The following is a 21863-nucleotide window of genomic DNA, read 5'->3' on the forward strand; positions in this document are numbered from 1 at the left end:
TTTAGACAAGATGCATCATCAATTTCTTAGCCTGTTTATGCAAGCTCCCCCCGCTCCAAAGACGGCGCGCAGATTAAAAATGCGAGCACTGTACAATATGTCTAAAGTCATTTCGTTTATTGAGGACGGCATGCTAGCATGCAATAGCAGCTTGGAGAGGGATATATGATGAAACTGATCGGTCTGATTATTCTGGCAACCGCCGCAACGTACGCGGATGAAGCCTACCGTACCTTCACCGCGCAGGATGGCCGGACGCTCAGCGCCCGCATCGTTTCGTACGACGCGGCGAGCGGCAAGGTGCTGATCGAGCGCGCCGACAAAAAACGGATCACCGTCGCCCCCACGGCTTTTTCAGCAAAAGACCAGCGATATGTCGATGCATGGCAGACGGCGCAACACTTTCTTTCCACATCGAAATTCAAGCTGGACGTCGTTCGCAAAGAGGTCAACTCCACGAAAAAAGAACACGAGGTGGATATAGGCGAGGAGGAAGCCGGCGGACGCCGCGGCGGCGACTCCGGCGTACAGACGGTTGCGATTGACAAAATCACCCACTACAAATTCAACCTGCTGATCGAAAACAAAACCAAGATTCCAGTGAAGAATCTCACCATGGAATACCGGATCTACTACGATCAGGAAAAGGCCGTCAAGGACGAGAAGGCCAACAAGAACCGCCGCGAGGATGATCCCCGCCCCGAGCGCTATCTCTCCATGGAAGAAAGCAAAGTGAAAGAAGGCAAGCTCAAGATCCGCGCCATTGAGGCCGGCGAAAGCAAAGAGTTCCCCACCCAGAGCGTGTCAATCCTCAAGCGCTCCGCCAGCCGGACATGGGGCGATAAAATCGACCTCAAAGGCAGCCTGGAAGGCGTATGGATCAAGCTCTCCATGCAAGGCCCCGGGCGCGACAAGCTCGTGCGCGAAATCGCCCTTCCTCCAAGCATCCCCAAGAAATATTCATGGGACCCCGTCGAAGAGCCGGAAGCTGTAGATGAAAGCGAAGAAAAAGAAGAACCGAAGGAATAAAGAAAAAGCCTACTCATTGTGATAGGGGTGACCCTCGACCACCGTGAAGGCGCGGTAAAGCCCTTCAAGCAATACGATGCGCGCAACGCCCCCGGCCATCACCAGCGGAGAAAGCTGCCAAACCGCATCGGCCTTTTGCCGCACGGACTCGGCCAACCCCAATGCGCCACCAACTACAATCACCATGCGGCGCTTGCCGGCCAGCGGAAAATCCCCGCTGCGCGACGCGCGCAGCAACGCCGCCATTTCCAGAGTCTTGATCGCTTTGCCGCGCTCGTCGCAAGCCACCAGATAGTCGCCCACCTTCAACAGCTTAAAGACGCGCTCCGCCTCGGCCTGCTTGGTTTGCTCCGGCGTACGCGAAGACACTTTCTCGTCCTTGTATTCAAGCACCTCAACACCAAACACCTTCAACCGCTTGGCATATTCATCCTGTGCTGCCAACAGTGCCTTCGGCTTGATTTTTCCGGGGAATAAAACACAAATTTTCATGCGCTAGCTATACCTGAGTGCCCATCTTGCCGATCACTTCCTTGGCGGTGGCAACAACACCGGCGACATCGGAAAGGTTAGCGGGAATGATCATCGTGTTGTTGGTCTTGGCGAGGTTGCCGAACTCGGAAATGTATTGCTCAGCAATGCGCAGATTAACCGCATCGGCTCCCCCTTCGGCGTTGATCGCCTTGGCGATCTCGGTGATGCCCTCGGCGGTGGCCAAGGCCACGGCGCGGATTTCGGCGGCGCGACCGTCGGCCTCGTTGATGCGCTTCATCTTTTCCCCCTCGGAGCGGGCGATGTCCGCCTGCTTCTCGCCGTCGGCCCGGTTGATCTGCGCCTGGCGCCCACCCTCGGATTCAGCGATGACGGCGCGCTTTTCGCGCTCGGCCTTCATCTGCTTTTCCATCGCTTCCTTGATGCTCTGCGGCGGCGTGATGTTTTTCACTTCATAGCGTGTGACCTTCACGCCCCACGGATCGGATGCAGCATCAACCGCCTCGACGATCGCGCCGTTGATGGAGTCTCGCTCCTCGAAGGTCTTGTCGAGGTCGAGCTTGCCGATGACCGAACGCATGGTGGTCTGAGCCAGCTGGGTCGAGGCAAAGCTATAGTTGCCAATGCCGTACGAGGCGTTTTTCGGATCCACCACCTGCATGTAGAGGATGCCATCGACCTCCACCGAAATATTGTCCTTGGTGATGCACATCTGCGGCGCCACATCCACGGCCTGTTCCTTGAGCGTGTGCTTGTAGGCCACCTTGTCGATGAACGGAAGCAGTATGTGCAGTCCCGCCTCAAGCGTCTTGTTGTATTTGCCCAACCGTTCAACAATGAACGCACTGCGCTGCGGAACAATCCGCATGGTTTTTGCAATCGCAATGACCACAAAGACAACGACGATTCCAATCAATATCAATCCACCACCCATTGTTCTGCCTCCATTACTTGCTTTTAACGATCAGCGTCAGGCTTTTCTGGCCAACCACGACCACGGCCTGTCCCGCTTCAAGAGATTCTTCCGACTCCGCCTTCCACGACGTTCCGTGCGGGAGAATTTTTCCAGGAGCACCGGGCGCAACGGCCTCGGTTACCTTGCCCTCCTCGCCGGCCAGCCCTTCCGAAAGCCCGTCGCCGGCACCGGCGGTTGCCTTGCCGGCAAAAACCGGTTTGAGAAATCGGCGAAGACCGAACAGCGAAACCAGCGAAGCAATCGTGAAAACGATCAGCTGCATCGTGAGCGACAGCGGAAGCAGCCATGCAAACAGCGCCGTGACAAGCGCACCAAGGCCAAAGAAAAAGAGAATCAAGCCCGGCACTGCAAATTCGCAGATCATCAAACCGATGCCGACCAAGGCCCACCAAAACACAGGACTAAACATAACCGCCTCCTTCGAATGAAAAGAAACTTAGAGTATAAGCTTAAATTCTTCGATTACAATAAAGAGGAGGCTTTGTAATGCGGGGAGTGAAACGTGACGATTGAGACTTGATTGCCCCTGCATGCTTTCGCGTCTGCAAGGCCAATTCACGTCTCAATCATCACGCATCTACACCCCGCTGAAGGCGGAGAAGGCGCCGTCGACGGGGACGACGATTCCGGAAACGAACGACGCGGCGTCGGAGATGAGGTAGTGGATTGTGCCGAAGACCTCTTCCTGCTCGCCGAAGCGGCGGAACGGAGTCTTATTGATCACCTGCTGGCCGCGCTCGGTGTAGGAGCCGTCTTCGTTGGTGAGCAGTGCACGGTTTTGGTTGCTGATGAAAAAGCCGGGGGCAATGGCATTGACGCGGATTTTATCGCCATACTTCAGCGCCATCTCGGCGGCCATCCAACGGGTAAAGTTATCGATGGCGGCCTTCGCATTCGAATAGCCGAGCACGCGGGTCAGCGCCTGAGGCGAAGACATGGAGGAAAAGTTCACCACGCAGCCGAAGCCCTGTTCCTTAAACGCCCTGGCGAACGTCATCGTCGGAAGGACGCTTCCCTTGAGGTTGAGGTCAAGCACCTTGGAGTAGTCTTCGATCTTCAGGTCGAACACATCCTGGTCGGGGCCGATGGTTGCGCCGGGCATGTTGCCGCCCGCGCCGTTGATGAGCACGTCGATGCGTCCGCAGGTTTCGAGCACCTTGGCGCAAACCTCGTCGAGCGCGGCTTGGTCGAGCACGTTGCAGGCAAAGCCGCAGCACTTGTCCGAAATCTTTTTGGCCTCTTCCACGGTCGCATCGACCTTGTCCTGAAACAGATCGAGATAGACCACGAATGCGCCCTGCTCCTGCAGATAGTTTGCGGTTCCGCCAGCCAGCACACCCGCGGCGCCGGTGACGGCAATGACTTTATCCTGTATGTCGAAAAGGTTTTTCATAAACAACTCCTATTGTTTCCTCAAAGGTTTGAGATAAGAGCAAAAACAAACCCACCTTTCAAGGGAAAAGCGAGTGGCTGTTTTATTCGTCCGGAAGGTGGTACAGGGTGATGCCGTTGAAGAAACAGGGCTGGCCCTCAGTCAGGAGCCCGACCTGCGAGGCAGGCCACTCGCCTTTAATCGTTAGCATCGGCTGGCCGTTGAGCTCAATGATAACGCGGTCCTTGAGCTTGATGCAGCGGAAGAAATAACTCGATTCCACCTCAACCGTAATCACCGTTTCCTGAGGCCTGGACATGGTGTCAGAGTCGATGGTGTCGCTGCCAATCTCCTCGTTGTTGTCTAGGTCTTCGCCGGGGCTGTAGTCGCGGATATAACGGCCCGTTCGGGAGTCGATTACAATGGAGGACGGGATGTAGAGCCCAAATCCGACGTTGTTCGCAATCTCCGGACGAATGGCAATATGATTATGGATTTCCGGCTTTTGCGCATACGGTTTGGGTTCGTCGGCATCGTAGAAGCGACCGTCGTCCCAGAGCATCGGTTCACGTCCGCGGTCGAGCTTGGCATAGCGAATGAGCATGTCATCAGACGGCACGAAGAACTCTTGGCGCAAATGTTCAAAGTCGCCTTCGAGCCAGCGAACGTCCAGCGCGCTGACAACCGACTGTGAGCGGAGCTGGTAGACCCAGGCGGCAATGTCGCGGTAGGCGGTTTCATCGTCGAAAAGATGCCGATGCACGATTTGGCGCTGAAGCGTCTTCGCGATCTGACCGATGTCCCGGCCGTTTAATTTTCCAGAAACCAGAAGCTGGCGACCGCGGGTGTCGATTACAGCCTTGAGATAGTTGTCGCGGTTCGCAAAAACGGGAAAAACGCCGTACAACCGCTCCTTGCCCTCCTCGAGTTTTTCGGTCTCGAGATTCACGGTGAATTCATACTGGTCAAGCAGATCGCCCTTAAAGGCGAGGCCTGGAACGGAGTGCCGGCACTGCTCGAGTCCATCGTCTTTGTCGTGCCGCCACTCGCCGCTGGGCTGGGTGCCGTCCGCCGCCGAGCCCCAGTCGGTGATGTACTCGGCATGCTCGTCCCAGCCAACGGTATAGACCACGCCGTCGAACTCGGCCGCCGCCCCGCTGCAAAACAGCCCCGGCACGCCGGCGCCGTGGAGTTCCGTGATCAGCGGCTTACCGGGCGTCAGCAGCATTTCGTCGAGCCACACTTCAAAATAGGCGCCGTTCTTCGTGATGCGCAGCCGATGCAGCGGCGCAGCCGCCGCATCGATGCCCTTCGGCGCTTCAGACCATTGAAAGGCAGATGGCAGCGACTGGCGCCGGGGTGATCCGCCTCCGGGCTCGAGGTGGTATTCCCACGTGCGCGTAACGGGGTTGATGCCAATCAGCATATCCGTTTTCCCGTCGCTCCAAGCCACCACGCCGGCCGCACCGCGCATGCCTTTTTCCATAGACGTGATGCGGATGCTGGTTTCAAAGAGATAATTGGCCGCGGGAGGCCGTTTTATATATGCCCGGGCAAGCCCCTTGGTTTCGGCTTGCCGCATAACGCCGTTCGTGGTCGCCCATGCGCCGCCGGCCGCACTCCAGCGCTCCGCCCATGCAGCGCTTCCGGATGATGCAAAGGAGTCGGCAAAGGTCGGCTTGGCCGGAGGCGGGTGATAGCCGGGCGTGTTGGCCGTAGTCGGTCCATCGATCACCATCTCGTCGTTGTAGAAAAAGACGCGGTCGAGGCCGGTGCCTCGCTGGCCGTTCCACCACGCACGGTAGGCCACCCATTTTTCGAAACCGTTCGGTCCGGTCACGATGCGCGGCGCATCGAGGCCGTAAACCGTCGGCTCAACCGGTTCATCGCCGGCATCGAACAGGCCGAAATCCAGAAAACGGTAGTCCGCCCTCTTAGGCGCAACAGCATGCACCGCCAGCAAATTATCGTCTGGTTTGAACGCCCCCGCCGCCGCCTCGGAAATATCGAAATTACTATAGGACAGCGATGGCTCCTTCGATTCGTATACCATTTTCCCGTTAAGGAACACCTGCACTGCGCCTTCGTGGCGCAACTGCAGCAAGGGCATTTTTAAAGGGCCGCTCGGCAGATCGAATTCACGTCGAACCCAGATCTCATTTTCCTTCCATTTGGTGTGGCAGGTAAAAAGCTGGGCCTCGCCCACCTCGGCCGGAAAGCCAAAGCCCCCGTCGCCGGTGCGCCACCCCGAAAGCTTGCTTCCGGGAACCGCCCAATTCTTATCCGGCCGCTTCGTGGTATAGCGTGCTTTCCATGGTGCATACGCCGCCGTGGGCAGCACCGCGGCATAGGTGCGAGCCAACCGTTCGACATTGCGGGCCAGCACCGGGTCGGCAAGCTTGTCGGGGTTTTCAAAACGGCGCGGATTCTCGTTCATCGCCACACCGATTTCACGCAGACCGGTGCGAGGCCCCGGATGATTGGCGGCGTAGAGCAAGTAGTAGCTGCCGCGGTAGTCGAGAATTTCCGGTTCCCCCAGATCGGCGCTGTCGAGCGAATCCCACATACCGCGCCGGCCGTCGAGCAGCTCCGTTGCGCGGTCGGCCGTCTTCCACGGCGAGGCATAGCGCTGCAACCAAATTTCGCCCTCCTTCTTGCTGCCCAGACGGCGGTTGACGGAAAACAACGCGCCGCTTTTATCCTGGAACAGCCGCATCTGTTCGCCGGAGAGGCCCGCCTTGCGAATCGCGGAAAACGGCGCGAGCGGTTCGGCGCCGGCGGCAAAGCCTTTGCCCTCAGCATATAAATAAAAGAGCCCGTTCCGGTAGGCCAAATCATAGGGGCCGCCGATCTCTGGCGGTAAGACGGCGACCGGCGACGTCCAGTCCTGCAGATTCGACGATCCGAGCATCTGTCCGTTGGTCTGAGCACTCATGGCGTAGAACGAACCGTTGTAGCGCACAAGCGAACCATCAAGCTCAACCGGAAGCGGATTGTCCACCGACCACGCCGAACCTCCGGCAAACAGTCCCATCAATCCCCAGAAAAACAACCTCATCAAGCCAGCCTTCATTTCCTCTCTCCAAAATTCGCCGGACTACGTCCGTTGCTGGCGAGACTATCCCGTACCCGCCCTCCGTTTGCCAGCCGATTTCTACATTTCTCTGACCAACAACCACTGTGCTTAACCACGAAATACACCAAATACACGAAAGCAAGGCTGCGAGGAGCATATGATCTTTCGTGTATTTCGTGGTTTTACTACGCTGGCGTGTCTGGAGAATGGTGACGGTTTCCGGTTTACTCCAACCACCCGATCCACCATTTTTCTAAACCATGGGAACAAGAAAGAGAATACCGCTGCTCATCGCGGGCTTTGCGCTGACCGCGCTGGCGGCGGTCGGCATATTTCTGCCGCTGCTCCCCACCACGCCGCTGCTCCTGCTCGCCGCCGCCTGCTTTGCCAACTCGTCCGAAAAATGCCACCGCTGGCTCATGGAACACAACCTCTTTGGCCCCATCATCCGCAACTGGCACGAAAACCGGTGCATGCCCCGTAAAGCCAAAATCATCGCCGTCGCCTCCATCATCGTATTCGGCACCTACGCCGTCGGCTTCGCCATCGACAACCTTTACGTCCGCATCGCCGGAACCCTCATCCTGCTCATCGGCCTCGTCACCGTGCTGCGAATCAAGGTGTGCGATGGAAATCAGGAATAACTGGAACGGGTTCCATCACGATTTATGAATCGCTGAGCGGCAGGACAACCTCAGATGGCCGGTTGGGGTTGTTTTTTCTTATCTCGGCAATGGTTTGGGTAATGTCTCTTAAAATTCGGTACTTCTTGTATCTTTCACCTGAACGTACAGATATGTGCTGTGATCCTATGACCACGTATTCTTCTCTTGAGTCAGAATGATATATAGTTAAGGAGTAATTACCTCCAAATTTGAGTAACTGTGGATAATGCCATCCGCCGTTAATTGATCGAATGACTCTATGTGCCTCATCTGATTTTCCACTTAAGTTTATTACTGGGGATACACCAGGAGGAATGAAGTTACCTTCATGAATTATGATTTCTGTGATGTCATCATCACTGATTGATGGTCTGTCCCACCAATATCCATATGTCATGTGAAAGAAGAAAAGTCCTGCTGAAACGGCAAGAATCGACAGGGAAATAATGATTACTCGCATGACTCTTTTCTTTTTCATTATTTATCTGTCCCCAATATATTATTGATTGGCAAGTCTGCCTGATATCCGGATGTTGACTACATAATCGGGCAGAAATGCCTATTCTCAATATTCAATATCAATCCGCTGTTTCTTCAAAAGAAGACGATGGTGACTGGAGGATTTTGAGGCAAGGGAATTAGAGGGGATTGTTGGGAAGGATACAGGTCACGCCTCACGGCTCAATCATCATTTCCTTTAACCATCGGAACAAAGCGGACATGCATGTCGGGGATCTCACGAAACGTGTCGCCGGTTTTTTCGAGGATAACGAGCTGCTGGATGCCGGTTCCGACGGGCAGAATCATGCGGCCGCCGTCCTTGAGCTGCTTCACGAGCTCCTTCGGAATTTTGTCGGGGGCGCAGGTGACGATGACGGCGTCGAAGAGCGCGTGTTCCGGCCAGCCTTTATATCCGTCGCCGGTTTTAACTTCGACGGTTTTATAGCCTTCGGCGGCGAGCACGGCGCGGGCGTGATCGGAGAGTTCGGGAATGATTTCAATGCTGTAGACCTTGGCGCCGAGCTCGGCGAGCACCGCGGCCTGGTAGCCGGATCCGGTGCCGATTTCGAGGATCCGCATACCGGGCTTCACTTCGATGCGCTGGGTCATGTAGGCCACAATGAAAGGCTGCGAGATGGTTTGCCCGTGGCCGATCGGGCACGGGTGGTCACCGTATGGATCGCGTCCCCGAAGCGCTTCGGGAATGTAGACGTGGCGCCGCACCTTGCCCATGGCTTCGATGACGCGCCCGTCCTTCACGCCTTGCTGCTTAAGAACGGCCACCATCATCTTGCGTTGCACATCCATAGGGACCTCCTTTGCCGAACAACTGGAGGTTAGCCACATGATTGAGATGAACAAGAGCAATCTAGCGCAAAGGACGCAAAGAAAGAAGCCTTGGTCTCTTGCGCTTCTCTGCGTTCTCTCGCGGCCAAAAAAACTAGCCCTGCTGCTTAGCCACCACGCTGTTGACCTTGTCTTCAAGCGACTGCTCCCGGTCGGTTCGGGTTCCGAGCTTAATGTTGGTGTGGATCCTTGGCGCACCCATGCCATGCACTTTTTCGTGGCACGCCTTGACCGCAGCGAATACTTCGTCCCACTCGCCTTCGATGTTGGTTCCATTGGCATGCAAGGCGGTCTTCAGCCCGGGGCGGTTGAGCACGTCTTCGCACGCCGCCACATATTTCGAGAGCGAGATGCCCACGCCAATCGGAACAATGGTTAAATCAACAATGACCTTCATAATCGGAATCTCCTTATCAACGAAGGAAGGTTAGCAAAATACGCCGAAATGTCGAGCCAAGGGCGTGAAAGCTTCACCACGGAAACACGGAGGCACAGAGCAAAAAAATCTAGAGCACCCTCAAGAAAACTACAGTGGTTCGACGGAGAACTTATTGGACGGGACTATTCGCGCCATACCGGAACGGCATAGTCCTGTCATCCAATGATCCTGTCCTCTTTCTACGATGCAATCGTATAGGGTAAATCCATCAAAACTCCTGACCTCCGTGTCTCCGCGGCATAAACCGTTTTGTATTCATTCGCATTGAGCACAACACAATGGCAACCTGTTCCAATGAATGCTGAACAGCTCGAAAACCTCTTCAAAGACATTGCCCCTGCACAAGCGCTGCAGATCAAACCAACGCACTATGCCAACGGGAAGCTTGAACTGACTGCCCCGCTGAAACCCAACCTGAACGACAAGGGCACCGGCTTTGCAGGAAGCATTTCTTCGATGCTGGTTCTCGCCGGTTGGGCGGTGATCACGATTGGTCTGAAAGAGGCCGACCTTGATGCGGAGGTGATGGTCGTGAAAAGCGAAACCGAATATTCCGGCCCGGTTCAATCCGAGCTCAAAGCGGAAGCATCCGTTAGTCCATCGGAAATGGCCCGCGTTTCCCAAGAGCTTGAAAAACGCGGACGCAGTCGTCTGACCGTTCAAAGCCGAATGGGAACGAGCGCCTGCATGACTGCATCCTACGCCATCATTTCCAGAGGCTGGAATCCGCTCAACAGCGGTATTTAATACAGCTCCTCAACCAGCTCGTCATATACCTTTATCATCTCGGAGGTCAAAGCGTGGCGGAACGCCACCAGGCATGATGATTCCGCCCTAGTGCTTCCACGGACGGGAACGGGTAGTAGAGCAACCGATCCTGATCCCCGATATAGTACCCGTTTTTGATATGGTTCCACCGGAAGGTCAGTTGCCGGGTTCGGTCGGCCGTCTTGGAGGGTTTGTCCACCGCATCCAGTTCCTCGAAGCACTCCTTGATCCGGGCGGGAAGATTATGAATGGCCGGCGAGCCTTCAGCGGTTTTGTCGGCACCAATAATGGCGGCCGGATCCAGTTGTGCGAAGAATATTTTCGGCACGCACAAGGGCGAGCCCGGATTGGTGGCAAACTTAGTGAAGACCATGGGATCAAACTTGCTGGCGATCAGCGGATGAACCGGGCATAGCTCATCATAGAGATAGTGCGCGTCCGGGAACGCCGTTGGAAGTTCGCCCTGCTCCAAAACCAGCACCTGCCCGTCCCGGGTGGTGAGGTATAGCTTTCCAAGCACCTCCAGCGGGATGTGCTCCATCACACGGTAGACCCCGAGATAGAGCGACCGCTTGGGCGATCCATCCGCGTGCGCGACGCAACGCTCCGGCACGATCCCCATATTGAAGAATTCAGAACTGAAATCCGGATCGATTTCAAAGTAGATCGCCACACCGCTCGAACGCTTATGCGAACCCACCGCCAGATAACGGCCAAACTCTTCCGCCGGCAGCATGGAAGCCACCAAAGCTTCGGGAACCACCGACAAATATAGATGATGTTTTTCCATTTTTCATTCTCCTGTTGCTAAGCATTCTAAACCCGCAACGTCATCTTGGTTGCAAGCCCCCGGGCTTTCAAGGTGCAACTCTGTTATTCTAGAAACCCTCGATCAGCTCATAGTATTGCTTAATCGTCTCGACCGATTTCATGGCGATTTCATAAAACACCACGCTCAGTGCCAGCACCACCACCGTCCATACGATCCTGGCCGTCCAGCTCATGCCGGGCCGCCACCAGATCAGCGACAAGGCCAAGGGGCCGACGCAGCAAAACGAGACGACGATGAACGAGGTGCTGAAATAGAAAGGCACCTTCGCCTTCGGCGGTGCGGGCACTTGGCGGCCATCCAGAAATTCACCGCAGTGCTTGCACTTGATCGCCTCGTCTTGGATTTCCTCCGCGCAGAATGGACACTTTTTCATGGAATTATCCTACTGGTCGTCTTTGGTTTCAATGGGATCGGGTCGGGTGCCCTCTTCCTGTCCCTTGCGGAACTCGCCGAGGCTCTTGCCCAACGAACGCGAGAGTTCGGGAAGACGCTTGGCGCCGAACAGCAACAGAATGGCCAAAAACACGATCACCATCTCGCTGCCGCCGGGCATACCCATAAAGGCCAATGTATTCATAATGTTTTCTTTCGTTTTCCAATGACTGGAACAATGTCCTACTTGATGACCTTGCGGGTCTGACGCATCAGGGCGCTCCAAAGCGCCTCTTCGCTATCGGCGGCAAGCAGCGCCTCGCGCGCCTCTTTTTCGCGGAAGATTTGCGAAAGGCCGGAGATGAGCTTGAGATAAAACGCGCTGGTGGCCGTCGGGATGACCATGAAGAAAAAGAGGCGCGTAAGCGTCCGGCCCGGGCCGCCGAAATGAATGCCCTTCTTATGCACGCCGAGCGCCATCGTCAGGCCGCCGCCTTCGACGCCGCGGACGTGCGGAAAAGCCATGCCGCTGTCGACCGCCGTACTGATGATGGTCTCGCGTTGAAGCGCCATTTCTAGAAGCTGGCCGCCATCGAACACAAACCCCTCCTGCTGCATCCGGCTGCACAACTGGCCGAGCGCCTCTTCGGGCGTATCCCCCGTAAGCGGAGAAACCATCAGCGACTGCGCGGAAAACCGGGCGAGGCCGATCTTGCGCTTTTCGCCGTAAACCCGGCTGGCATGCTCGCGGGCAACAATCTCCGACGGACAATAGAGATAGCGCGTGCAGTTCAGGCAGCGGTGCAGCTCGTCCGCATGGCGAATCTCGTTGATCAAGCTTGCACTCACCCCCATGCCGCAACCGGTGCAGTGCCCGTCGACAAACGGCACAACCGCTTCGGGATGTTTCTTCAACAGACGGTTTAGATGACTATTGATCGCCTGCGGGAGGTCTGCGCTAAGCTGTGCAATATTTTTGTCAAGCGCATCAAGAGGAGCCTGGGGCATAACGACTTTTTTCTGCATCCGCGCCACAATAAGTTCCTGCAGCTGAATGAGCTGGTTAATGAGTTTTCGGTTGGTCATTTTTAGTTCTCCTGTTAAACAGTGGTTTTATAGTCGTCCACGCGCCCGAGAAGGCGCAGCAGACCATCGAGGATGGTAAGCGGATGCGGCGGGCATCCGGGAATATACAGATCGACGGGCAGCACCGAATCCACGCCGTTGTTGACCTCGGCATGGTCGATAAAGGGCCCGCCGGAGATCGCGCAGGAACCGACGGCAATGACGACCTTGGGTTCGGGCATGGCGGCATAGGTGTCGAGCAGCGCCGCCTTCATGTTTTGCGTCACGGGGCCGGTGATGAGCAGACCATCGGCGTGACGAGGCGAGGCAACGTATTGGATCCCGAAACGGCCTAAGTCCCAGCCGACGGTGCCGAGCACGTTGACATCGGCCTCGCAGGCGCCGCAGCCGCCGGCACTTACCACGCGCAGCTTGAGCGAGCGGCCGAGCAGCCGCTTCATTTTTTTGCCGAGCTCTTCCGCCAGCACCAAAGCATCGGCAGGTTCCAGTACGAGGTTTTCGTGTTCGCGGACAGCGAGACGGTAGTCGGTGCTGTGCGCGATGGCTTCCTGCGGGCAAGCTTGCACACAGTCGTTGCAAAAAATACATCGGCCCAGATCGATCACCGGCAGCTTGCCGTCGGCGATGGCGACGGCGTTGGTCGGGCAGGCTTCGGCACAGGCGCGACAGCCCTCGACGCAACGGGCTGTATCGATCTCGGGGCGGCCGCGGAAACGGTCGGGCACGGGGGGCGGCGGGGCATCGGGGAAGCGGATGGTGCGGTGCTTCTGGTGGATTCGGGCTTGCAGGATATCAAACATGGTTTCGGTCTCCGTTACAGGTCATGGCCGCAATAGGAAAGATTGAAGCTCTTGTTGCAGAGCGGAAAGTCGGAAATCTGCTGGTCGCGCAGGGCGTAGGCCAGCCCAGCCCAGTTGTGGAACGAAGGATCCGTTACCTTGTAGCGCCGGAACTTTCCCTGCGCATCGGTGAGCGCCACGTGGCAGAGCTCGCCGCGCCACCCTTCGATCAGCGAAACCGCTAGATGCCCCGGTTTGAGCGGCCCGGTTACCGCACGAACATCGCCGGCGGGCAAGGCATGGAGCTGATCGCGGATGAAGGTGATCGAATGCTTGATTTCCAGCCAGCGGACAAACGCGCGCCCGAAGACATCGCCGGAGTTCCAGGTGGGGAGCGGGAGTTGCGCAAAACGGTAGATGCCGGAGGGATGGTCGTGCCGGACATCGCGCTCCAGTCCGGCCGCCCGTGCCGCCGGGCCCACGATGCCCAACTCGCGGCAGACGTCCGCCGGCAGCAGGCCGATGCCCTCGAACCGGGCCAGCACCGAGGGGGTGTCGAACAGCAGTTCAATGGCGCTGGCCGCATCCTTTTCGCCAGCCTCCAACCGCGTCAGCAGATCTTCAATTCCAGCGTCGTCAAGATCGTATCCCGCACCGCCGGGGCGGAGCATGCCGCGCCCGAAGCGGTTGCCGCAGAGCACGGCGGTCATGTTGAGAAAGTCGCCGCGGATGCGGCCGCAATACGATGCGGTCGGCAAAAAGCCGGCGTCGCCGGAAAGCGCACCGAGATCCCCAATGTGGTTGGCGAGGCGTTCGAATTCCAGCGCAATGCCGCGCAGCGCCTGGGCCCGCACGGTTTTCCTGCAGCCAGAAAGCGCTTCGACCACTTGGCAGTAGGCCGTGGAATGGCCGATGGCGGTGTCGCCGCATAGGTTTTCAGCATAATGTAGGGCGCGCTTGGCGGGTTGTTCCACCAAGGCTTTTTCGACGCCGCGGTGCTGGTAGCCCAGCGCGATTTCGAGATGGAACACGTGTTCGCCGTGGCACTGGAAGCGGAAGTGGCCGGGTTCGATGACGCCGGCATGGACGGGGCCGACGGCGACCTCGTGGATTTCGTCGCCCTCCACGCGGTAGAAGTCGCCGGAGCCGGGAACGATCGGCTGGTTTCCAGGCCGGTTCCAGGCATCGCGACCGGGGCGCCAGGAGGCCTGGTAGCGCACGGGCTTGAGCCACGGGTGCCCCTCCGGGCGGACGCCGAACTGCTCGGCGATTTCTCGCTCGAACAGGTGGACCTGATTGCAGTCGGGGGTCATGGAGGGGAATGAATTGCCCTCGATGCTGGTGGATAGGATATTCAGTTGCCCATCTTCGTCGTTGGCGAGCACCATCAGCAGGTCGATGCCGCCGAGCTCGCCGGCATCGTAACCGAAGAACGAGGCCACGCGCTGCCCGCCTTCGACGGCACCCGATGCAATGCGCTGGAACGCGGCCAGATCGTGCCGGGGAATTTTTTCGAGCGCAACAGCCTCGCCGTTTCTGGTCGTCAACAATTCAGATGGAGCGGTCATGGTTGTACCTCCAGGAAATCAACTGCGTTATGCAAAAGGTTGCTTAGCGGCGCAGGAATATGCAAACCCAAAAGCAGCACCAGCCCGAGCAGAACGATCGGCGGGGCGACGGTGAGCAGCCCTTCGCGGAAAACGGGTTGCGGAGCGGCCCCGGATGCCGGCTCGCGGTTCTGGACGACCTTCAACACGGTGGCGCCCATGCCGATAAAGATGACCAGCAGCAGGAGCAGGAACAAGCCGCTCGCGACATAGTGCCCGGTTGCAAACCCGGCGTTCAGAATCGAAAACTCGCTGATGAACGGACCGAACGGCGGCGAGCCGATGATGGCGATAAAGCCGGCGAGGAACAACGTGCCGGACAGGGGCAGCCGCCGCAGCGCACCGCTTACCTCGTCGGTGTTTTTACTCCCGTAAGCGTGGTAGATGTTGCCGGCGGAAAGGAACAACAGGCCTTTGGTGACACCGTGGGCCACCACATGCAAAAGCGTACCGAACAGGGCGACTCCGCCGATGCCGATACCCAGCGCAAGGATGCCCATGTGCTCGATGCTGGAATAGGCGAGCATGCGCTTGAAGTCCTTTTGCCCCACCATGAACACCCCGGCCACCGCCATGGAAAACAAGCCCATGAAAATAAGAATCGGGGTAACAAACGCCGCATCGCCAGCGGCCAGGCAGAGATGGTAGACCCGCAGGATCGCCAAGAAAGCGCAGACCAGCAGCGCCCCGGAAAACATGGCAGAGACCGGCGCGGGGGCTTCGCTATGCGCCTCCGGCAGCCAAGTATGCATCGGGGCCAGCCCCATCTTGGTGCCATAGCCGACGAGCATCAGCACAAACGCCGCGTGGAGCCAGGGCTTGGACAAATGGGGCGCTTGCTGCAGGAGCTCCTCGAAGACCAGGGTGGGGTTGATCCCGGCGTGCAGCGAGGCGTAGGCGAGAAAGAAGGAACCGAGCAACGCCAACGCGATGCCCACGGAGCAGATCACCAGGTATTTCCAAGTGGCTTCGATGCTGCGCGGGGTGTGCTCGAAGTAGACGAGCGGGGCACTGACCAGCGTGGTGGCCTCAATCGCCACCCACATGATCCCGAGATGGTGCGACCAGGTGACCAGCGTCATCACGCCCAGAAAGGCGCTGAAGCAAACGCAGAACACCCGGTTGGAACGGGTATGGCTATTCTTGAGATAACCGACGGCATGGATTGAGCAGAAGAAGAAGAGCAGGCTGACCACGAGCAGAACAATTTTGCCGAGCGGATCAAGCACCAGCCAGGTCGTCGTGGCCACCTGCCCGGGGCGTGCCAGCACCAGAAACGTCAGTCCCAGATGCAGGGTTCCCGTAACGGGCAGCAGCCACGGGCGCAGCCGGTCGGAGGGTACGACCGCCGCAACGGCAGCCATGAACAACGGAAGGAAAATCAGTACGAAAGCCATGGGTCTTCACTCCTTGAGTGCAACCAGTCGGCGGGTATCCAAAGAGGAGAACGCCTGATTGATATGGTTGATGATGATGCAGATGACAAAAACAGCGACGAACAGGTCCAATAGAACCCCGAGCTCAACGACCAGCGGCATGGCTCCCATCAGCAGCATGCCGAAAATATAGATGCCGTTTTCGAGCACCAGATAGCCCATTACCTGCGTGATGGCCTTAGCCCGGGTCGTGAGCAGAATAAAGCCGACAAAGATGGTGGCCAACGAAGCCGGCACCAATAGCGGCGTGGTGTGCGCACTCGCCAGCGGCAGCGATTTGGAAAAGAGCAGCGCAAACCCGGTGGCCAGCGCGCCCAGCAGCATGGAAGGAAGAAAACCGATCAACGGCTCCATCTCACGTTTAATCTGCACATCGCGCATGGCCCGGATCATCATGAAAGGGATAATCCCGCCCTTCAGCAAAATCGTCCCGCCCGAAGCCAGGAGCAGCCGCCACCCCAGATGCCCTTCAATCAAAAACGGCATAAGGCCCAGCAGCACCCCTTGCAGACTCACGATCTTGATGACCGTGACCAAGCGGCTGGTGCCCAGCGCGAACAGGTTCAGCGCCAGCACAACCACCAGCAATGCATTCAATAGCGGATTCATAATTTTTTACCTCACAAGCAAAACAAAACCAAACGCACAAAACAGGATGGCAGCAATCAACAAGTACGGAACATGGCGCATCTGCAGACGGGCCATAATTGACTCAACCACTCCTATCGCAACCGCAACGCCGAGCATTTCAACCATAAACAGGCTCCAATCCAACAACGCATACCCGCTCTGGAACGGAAAGAGGATATGCAGCAATACCGCACTCAAAACAAACAGTTTGACCGAAGCTCCGTAGAGAATCAGCCCCAGCAGCGGACCGCTGTGGTCGAGCACCATCGCTTCGTGGATCATCGTCAGTTCCAGATGCGTATTCGGGTCGTCAACCGGGATGCGGCTGTTTTCCGCCAGCAGCACAATGAACATTCCAATCGCCACCAGCACGAGCGAGGCGGCGGCCCCCTGGATGCCGACCGTCAGCGGCGCGTGCAGCAGATCGCCGAGGATTAGTGTGCCGGACATTTTGGCCAACACCAGCAAAGCAAAGAACAACACAGGTTCGGACAGGCAGGCAAAGGTGACTTCGCGGGCGGCGCCCATGCCCTCGAACGGCGATCCGGTGTCGAGCGCCGCCGCCGTGGTGAAGAAGCGGCCGACGGCGAGCAGATAGGCAAACAGGATCAGGTCGCCGGTAAAAGAGATTGGCGATTGGAACGGGCCGAGCGGCACCAGCAGCCCGGCCATGACGATGCCCGTGAGCGAGATGACCGGCGCGGCGACAAAAATCCAGGTGGTGGTCTGGCTGATCACGACGTCCTTGCGGGCGAGCTTGATCAAATCGTAGTAGTTCTGCAGCAGCGGCAATCCTTTGCGACCGGCAAAGAGCGCCTTGGTTTTGTTGATGACCCCGAGCAAGAGCGGCGGCATGGCCAGCATCAACACAAAATGGACAAGTAGATTAATCATGGTTTCAATTCCTTTAAAAGCCCAGCTTCCCCCAGCCGAGCAAAAACACCAAAACGGCCAGCACATACAATAGATAGATCTGTATGCGGCCCTGCTGGAGCAGTCGCAGCTTCATCATATTCCGTCCGGCCTGCCGGAAAGCGGGCAGGATGACCCGCTCCAGCACGGGATCGGGAACCTCCGTCGAGAATTCGCTCTTGGCCGGAAACACCGACGAAATCGCGGGCCGCCGGAACCGGGGAAACAGCACCCAGCGGAAAAGAGAAACCAGCATTTCCCCGAAAGACGTGGCGGTGTATTGTATCCGCGGGGTGGCCAGCCCATAGCCGCAGCCCCAGGTGCCGACGAGAGCCGGTGCCTGCCGGACGATTTTCCGGCGAAGCAATACGAAGCCGCCGACCACAAGGACAATAAACACCATTGCCATGCTGCTGATCCATTGGAAAGGCGCAGCCGAAGCGAGCTGAGGAATCGCCGGGGCGACCGGATCCATCCATTGCTCAACGGCGTTTTGGAGCAGTGGGAAACCGAGCTGGGGCAGAATGCCGAGCACGACGCAGCCGCCAGCCAGCAGCATCATCGGATAGCGCATCAAACGCGAAGGATCGTGCGGTTGGCCATGGACGGGATGGCGGGGCGTTCCGAGGAATACGACACAGTAGATCTTCACAAAGCAGGCCAGCGCCAGCGCACCAATCACAGCCAGCGCCACGGCGGCCACCCCGACCGGCCAGACGGTGCTGCTTCCGGCACCAACGCTGTGGAACAGACCGAGATAGATCAGCCATTCGCTGGCAAATCCGTTGAGCGGTGGAAGCCCGCAGATGGCCACGGCACCAAACAGGAAGAGTCCGGCGGTGACCGGCATGGACTTGGCCAATCCGCCCATCCGGTTCATATCGCGGGTATGCACCGCGTGCATGATGGCTCCGGAGTTGAGGAAAATGAGCGATTTAAAGAGGCTGTGGTTCCAGACGTGCAGCAGCGCCCCGCCGAGCCCCAGCAAGACAAAGTCGGCACGGTGGAGCGCCCGCCCGATCAGCGCGAGACCAATGCCCATCGTGATGATGCCGATGTTTTCAATGCTGCTATAGGCCATCAGGCGCTTGATATCGTTTTGGGCGATGGCAAAGACAATGCCGAGAATCCCGGTGATCGCGCCCAGACCCAGCACAACTTCCCCATTCCATAGTTCCGTGACCGGCAGCAAGGTCAGGACGCGCAGGATTCCATAGATGCCCATTTTAAGCATCACGCCCGACATTACCGCCGACACATGGCTCGGCGCGTTGGCATGCGCGCCGGGCAGCCAGACATGCAGCGGCATCAGCCCCGCCTTGAAACCGAACCCGATTATCGTCAGAACAAACAGCGTGGCGGCGATGCCCGTCGTTAGCGAACCGTCCACGACAGTGGAGAGCGCGAAGCCGCCCGAAACCTGCCGCAGCAAGGCAAACAGGGCCAGCAAACAGATGGTTCCCGCATGGGTTGCCACGAGATAGGTCCATCCGGCGCGGCGAACCTCGGCCTTTTCATCCTCCGCACCAGCCAGGAAGAAGGCGGCCATGGCCATGAGCTCCCAGGCAATTAAAAACAGAACCGAGTCGCGGGACAGTACCACCAGCGCCATGCCGCCAGCCAGCAAGCCGTAGAACAAGCCCAGTCCACGCCCGTTCTCCGGGTGCTCGCTTTGCCGCCAGTAGGAAAGGCCGTAGAAGGAACCCAGCACGGGAATCGTGAAGACGGGAATCAGGAAGACCGCGCCCAGCGCATCCAGTCCGATGGAAAAATGCCCAGCGGGCAAGTGCCAATCCCAGACGATTGAGCTGGCCGGAGTTCCAAACGACGCCACGACCAGTCCCCACCAGCCAAGCACGCTGCCAATCAACATGAGGGCCGTGGTCAACCGTTGGGTCCATACGAACCTGCGGTCGAAAAAACAGGCCGGCAATCCACTGGCGATCATAATGATCGTCGCCGCAAAAATCAGAACCAAACCGTTATGTATTTCGTATTGCATGTTCATCCTATCGAGTAAAAATTCGGGCGAAAATCGCCTTGATCGGCAGCGTCCAGACCAGCAGGGCCACCAGCATCAGGGCCACGTAGATCAAATATTGGTGCGTCAAGCCGCGCTGCAGCGGCAGCGCCTTGCTAAAGAGTTTTCTAAAAAATTGCGTCATCGGCAGCAGATTCCGATCCAGCACCGGTTCGTCCAAATGGGTCTCGAAGCGGGATGGGCGCGCAAAAACAGACTCGATTTCCGGCGCGTGGATTTTAGAGCGGAGCACAAAATGAAACAGGCCGGTCAGGAGCTGGGCAAAGGACGACGCCGTGTATTGCATCCGTTCGGTGGGCTGCGCATAGCCGCAGGCCCAGGTGGGCATGCGCGGGGCGTCGATCTTTTTTATCTTGCGCGACAACCCGAAATACAAGGCCAGGCAAGCCCCGCATAAAACCAGGCCGGCCAACGCAATGGCTGGGAGCGGGGCGAGCAAGTTCAGCGGGCACGACGCCTGCAGCAATCCCTCGGTATCCCAGGCCAGAATGGCCCGGCTCAGCATCGGGGTCACGAGGAAGGGCAGTAGCCCGATCGCAACACAGCATCCCGCCAGCACGCCCATCGGCAGTTTCATCACCAACGGCACTTCGTGTGCATGGGTGGTTTTCGGGTGGCGGGCAACGCCAAGGAAAACCGCGCCGAAGGCCTTCACAAAACAGGCCAGCGCCAAGGCGCCGATAATCGCCAGAACCGGTGCCGCCAACGCCGCAGCTGACCACGACAGCGCGGTGCCGTCCGACACGGCGTGGAAGAGCCCGAGGTAGATGAACCACTCGCTCACAAACCCGTTGAGCGGGGGCAACCCGCAAATGGCGATGGCACCAACGAGGAAAAACGCCGCCGTCCACGGCATTGCTTTCGCCAGTCCGCCCATCCGGTCGATCTCGCGGGTTCCGCAGGCATGAATAACCGATCCGGCTCCGAGGAACAGCAACGATTTAAATAGCGCATGGTTCCAAACGTGAAGCAGGCAGCCCGCCATTCCAAGCATCACCAGCAGGGGCTGGTGCCACGACCGTCCGATCAGCGCCAAACCGAATCCCATCATGATGATGCCGATGTTTTCCACGCTGTGGTAGGCCAGCAACCGCTTCAAATCGTGCTGCCCGAGAGCGAAGACCACGCCGAGCACGCCGCTGCAAGAGCCGAGCGTCAGCACCAGCACCCCCCAGCCGATCGGCGGATCCGGCAGAAAACCGACAAAGCGAATGATTCCGTACAGGCCAATCTTAAGCATCACGCCGGACAGCAGCGCGGAAACGTGGCTCGGCGCGTTGGCATGTGCGGCGGGCAGCCAGAAATGCACCGGCATCACGCCAGCCTTGACGCCGAAGCCCAGCAGCGTCAAAAGAAACATTGCGGAGAGCAATCTGATTCCCGCTTCGGAGGAGGCGATGGCCCTCAGCTCAAACGAACCCGTGACTGAGTGGAACAAGGCAAACAGAGCAAAGAGCGCCAAGGTTCCAAGGTGCGTTGCCACAAAATAGACCCAGCCGGCCGCACGCACCTCCGGCAGGTTGTTTTCGGTGGTGATCAGGAAAAAGGCGGAAACGGCCATGATTTCCCAACCCATCAGAAACAGCACTGCGTGGCGCGCCACCAGCAGCAGGCTCATCCCTGCCACGGTCAGGCCCCAGAACAGGCGCAGGCCCCGCCCGTTTTCCGGATGCTCCGCCTGCGGCCAATAGCCGAGACCGTAGAGCGAACCCAGCGTGCCGATGACCAGCACGGGAACGAGAAAAAAGGCGCTCAACGCATCGGCCACCACCGGCATGGCAACCCCCAGCGCCTGCCAGGGCAGCACGGCGGCATCCGTTCCATGAAGAAAAACAAGTGCAACACCGCCCAACCCGGCCATCGCCGCGGCGCACATCAGCGTGGCCGCAATGCGTTGTCCCGCCGCAGAACGGCGAGGCAACAGCAACGCGGGCAGCCCGCTCAACGCACTGAGGGCGGCGGATCCAAGAACCAATAGAATGGGAAGATGGTTTTGCATCGGCT

General features: G+C 58.0%; 21 protein-coding genes and 1 pseudogene. 3 read left to right on the forward strand and 19 right to left on the reverse strand.

Going from position 1 to position 21863, the window contains the following annotated elements; all coding sequences use genetic code 11:
* Positions 1–165 precede the first annotated feature (165 nt).
* Positions 166–1029, forward strand: a complete 864-nt coding sequence (locus SCARR_RS13015; RefSeq protein ID WP_136061998.1) for a hypothetical protein — start codon at positions 166–168, stop codon at positions 1027–1029.
* 9 nt (positions 1030–1038) lie between these two features.
* Here the strand turns inward: SCARR_RS13015 and SCARR_RS13020 are convergent, their stop codons facing one another.
* The 5 genes from SCARR_RS13020 to SCARR_RS13040 all read right to left on the reverse strand — a co-directional run bounded on the left by SCARR_RS13020 (position 1039) and on the right by SCARR_RS13040 (position 6942).
* Positions 1039–1521 carry a 23S rRNA (pseudouridine(1915)-N(3))-methyltransferase RlmH gene (locus SCARR_RS13020; protein ID WP_136061999.1) on the reverse strand — a complete coding sequence of 161 codons (483 nt, stop codon included), beginning with the start codon at positions 1519–1521 and terminating at the stop codon, positions 1039–1041.
* Between the two features lie 7 nt (positions 1522–1528).
* On the reverse strand, positions 1529–2455 hold the full coding sequence (locus SCARR_RS13025) for an SPFH domain-containing protein (RefSeq protein WP_136062000.1): 927 nt from the start codon (positions 2453–2455) through the stop codon (positions 1529–1531).
* Positions 2456–2468: 13 nt separating this feature from the next.
* Positions 2469–2906 carry an NfeD family protein gene (locus SCARR_RS13030; protein WP_136062001.1) on the reverse strand — a complete coding sequence of 146 codons (438 nt, stop codon included), beginning with the start codon at positions 2904–2906 and terminating at the stop codon, positions 2469–2471.
* Positions 2907–3074: 168 nt separating this feature from the next.
* Positions 3075–3890, reverse strand: coding sequence for an SDR family oxidoreductase (locus tag SCARR_RS13035; protein ID WP_136062002.1), 816 nt, complete (start codon positions 3888–3890; stop codon positions 3075–3077).
* An 82-nt stretch (positions 3891–3972) separates the two neighbouring features.
* Positions 3973–6942 (reverse strand): glycoside hydrolase family protein, encoded by a 2970-nt coding sequence (locus tag SCARR_RS13040; RefSeq protein WP_136062003.1) that lies wholly within the window; start codon positions 6940–6942, stop codon positions 3973–3975.
* Between the two features lie 263 nt (positions 6943–7205).
* Here SCARR_RS13040 and SCARR_RS13045 point away from each other — a divergent pair, with 263 nt between their 5' ends.
* Positions 7206–7589 carry a YbaN family protein gene (locus SCARR_RS13045; RefSeq protein WP_136062004.1) on the forward strand — a complete coding sequence of 128 codons (384 nt, stop codon included), beginning with the start codon at positions 7206–7208 and terminating at the stop codon, positions 7587–7589.
* A gap of 22 nt (positions 7590–7611) precedes the next feature.
* Here SCARR_RS13045 and SCARR_RS13050 read toward each other — a convergent pair whose 3' ends face one another.
* From SCARR_RS13050 to SCARR_RS13060, 3 genes are all read right to left on the reverse strand, one after another.
* The gene (locus tag SCARR_RS13050; protein WP_136062005.1) at positions 7612–8088 is read right to left on the reverse strand and encodes a hypothetical protein; all 477 of its coding nucleotides are present in this window, start codon (positions 8086–8088) and stop codon (positions 7612–7614) included.
* Positions 8089–8291: 203 nt separating this feature from the next.
* Entirely contained in the window at positions 8292–8918 is a 627-nt protein-coding gene (locus SCARR_RS13055; RefSeq protein ID WP_222846289.1) for a protein-L-isoaspartate(D-aspartate) O-methyltransferase, read from the reverse strand.
* Positions 8919–9051: 133 nt separating this feature from the next.
* Positions 9052–9354, reverse strand: a complete 303-nt coding sequence (locus SCARR_RS13060; RefSeq protein ID WP_136062007.1) for an MTH1187 family thiamine-binding protein — start codon at positions 9352–9354, stop codon at positions 9052–9054.
* A 336-nt stretch (positions 9355–9690) separates the two neighbouring features.
* On the opposite strand from SCARR_RS13060, the gene SCARR_RS13065 reads away from it, so the two are divergent.
* Positions 9691–10143, forward strand: a complete 453-nt coding sequence (locus tag SCARR_RS13065; protein ID WP_136062008.1) for a YiiD C-terminal domain-containing protein — start codon at positions 9691–9693, stop codon at positions 10141–10143.
* A gap of 46 nt (positions 10144–10189) precedes the next feature.
* Here SCARR_RS13065 and SCARR_RS13070 read toward each other — a convergent pair whose 3' ends face one another.
* The 11 genes and pseudogenes from SCARR_RS13070 to SCARR_RS13120 all read right to left on the reverse strand — a co-directional run bounded on the left by SCARR_RS13070 (position 10190) and on the right by SCARR_RS13120 (position 21858).
* Positions 10190–10954 (reverse strand): hypothetical protein, encoded by a 765-nt coding sequence (locus tag SCARR_RS13070; RefSeq protein ID WP_136062009.1) that lies wholly within the window; start codon positions 10952–10954, stop codon positions 10190–10192.
* 349 nt (positions 10955–11303) lie between these two features.
* Positions 11304–11369: pseudogene (locus tag SCARR_RS29540) on the reverse strand (zinc ribbon domain-containing protein); the annotation flags it as partial.
* 9 nt (positions 11370–11378) lie between these two features.
* Positions 11379–11573, reverse strand: a complete 195-nt coding sequence (locus SCARR_RS13080) for a Sec-independent protein translocase subunit TatA/TatB (protein WP_136062011.1) — start codon at positions 11571–11573, stop codon at positions 11379–11381.
* Between the two features lie 38 nt (positions 11574–11611).
* Entirely contained in the window at positions 11612–12454 is an 843-nt protein-coding gene (locus SCARR_RS13085) for a PTS sugar transporter subunit IIA (protein ID WP_136062012.1), read from the reverse strand.
* Positions 12455–12468: 14 nt separating this feature from the next.
* Entirely contained in the window at positions 12469–13254 is a 786-nt protein-coding gene (gene nuoB, locus SCARR_RS13090) for an NADH-quinone oxidoreductase subunit NuoB (RefSeq protein WP_136062013.1), read from the reverse strand.
* Positions 13255–13268: 14 nt separating this feature from the next.
* Entirely contained in the window at positions 13269–14801 is a 1533-nt protein-coding gene (locus SCARR_RS13095) for a hydrogenase large subunit (RefSeq protein ID WP_136062014.1), read from the reverse strand.
* The gene (locus SCARR_RS13100; RefSeq protein WP_136062015.1) at positions 14798–16237 is read right to left on the reverse strand and encodes a proton-conducting transporter transmembrane domain-containing protein; all 1440 of its coding nucleotides are present in this window, start codon (positions 16235–16237) and stop codon (positions 14798–14800) included. The genes SCARR_RS13095 and SCARR_RS13100 overlap by 4 nt, the downstream gene beginning before the upstream one ends.
* 6 nt (positions 16238–16243) lie before the next feature.
* Positions 16244–16885 carry a hydrogenase gene (locus SCARR_RS13105; RefSeq protein WP_136062016.1) on the reverse strand — a complete coding sequence of 214 codons (642 nt, stop codon included), beginning with the start codon at positions 16883–16885 and terminating at the stop codon, positions 16244–16246.
* Positions 16886–16891: 6 nt separating this feature from the next.
* Complete coding sequence (locus SCARR_RS13110; protein WP_136062017.1) at positions 16892–17800, reverse strand: respiratory chain complex I subunit 1 family protein; 909 nt, start codon at positions 17798–17800, stop codon at positions 16892–16894.
* 13 nt (positions 17801–17813) lie between these two features.
* A complete protein-coding gene (locus SCARR_RS13115) occupies positions 17814–19820 on the reverse strand; it encodes a proton-conducting transporter transmembrane domain-containing protein (protein ID WP_168433281.1) in 2007 nt (668 codons plus the stop codon).
* Between the two features lie 7 nt (positions 19821–19827).
* Positions 19828–21858 carry a proton-conducting transporter transmembrane domain-containing protein gene (locus SCARR_RS13120; protein ID WP_136062019.1) on the reverse strand — a complete coding sequence of 677 codons (2031 nt, stop codon included), beginning with the start codon at positions 21856–21858 and terminating at the stop codon, positions 19828–19830.
* Between the last annotated feature and the right edge of the window lie 5 nt (positions 21859–21863).

It is taken from the genome of Pontiella sulfatireligans, assembly GCF_900890705.1.
Taxonomy (GTDB): domain Bacteria; phylum Verrucomicrobiota; class Kiritimatiellia; order Kiritimatiellales; family Pontiellaceae; genus Pontiella; species Pontiella sulfatireligans.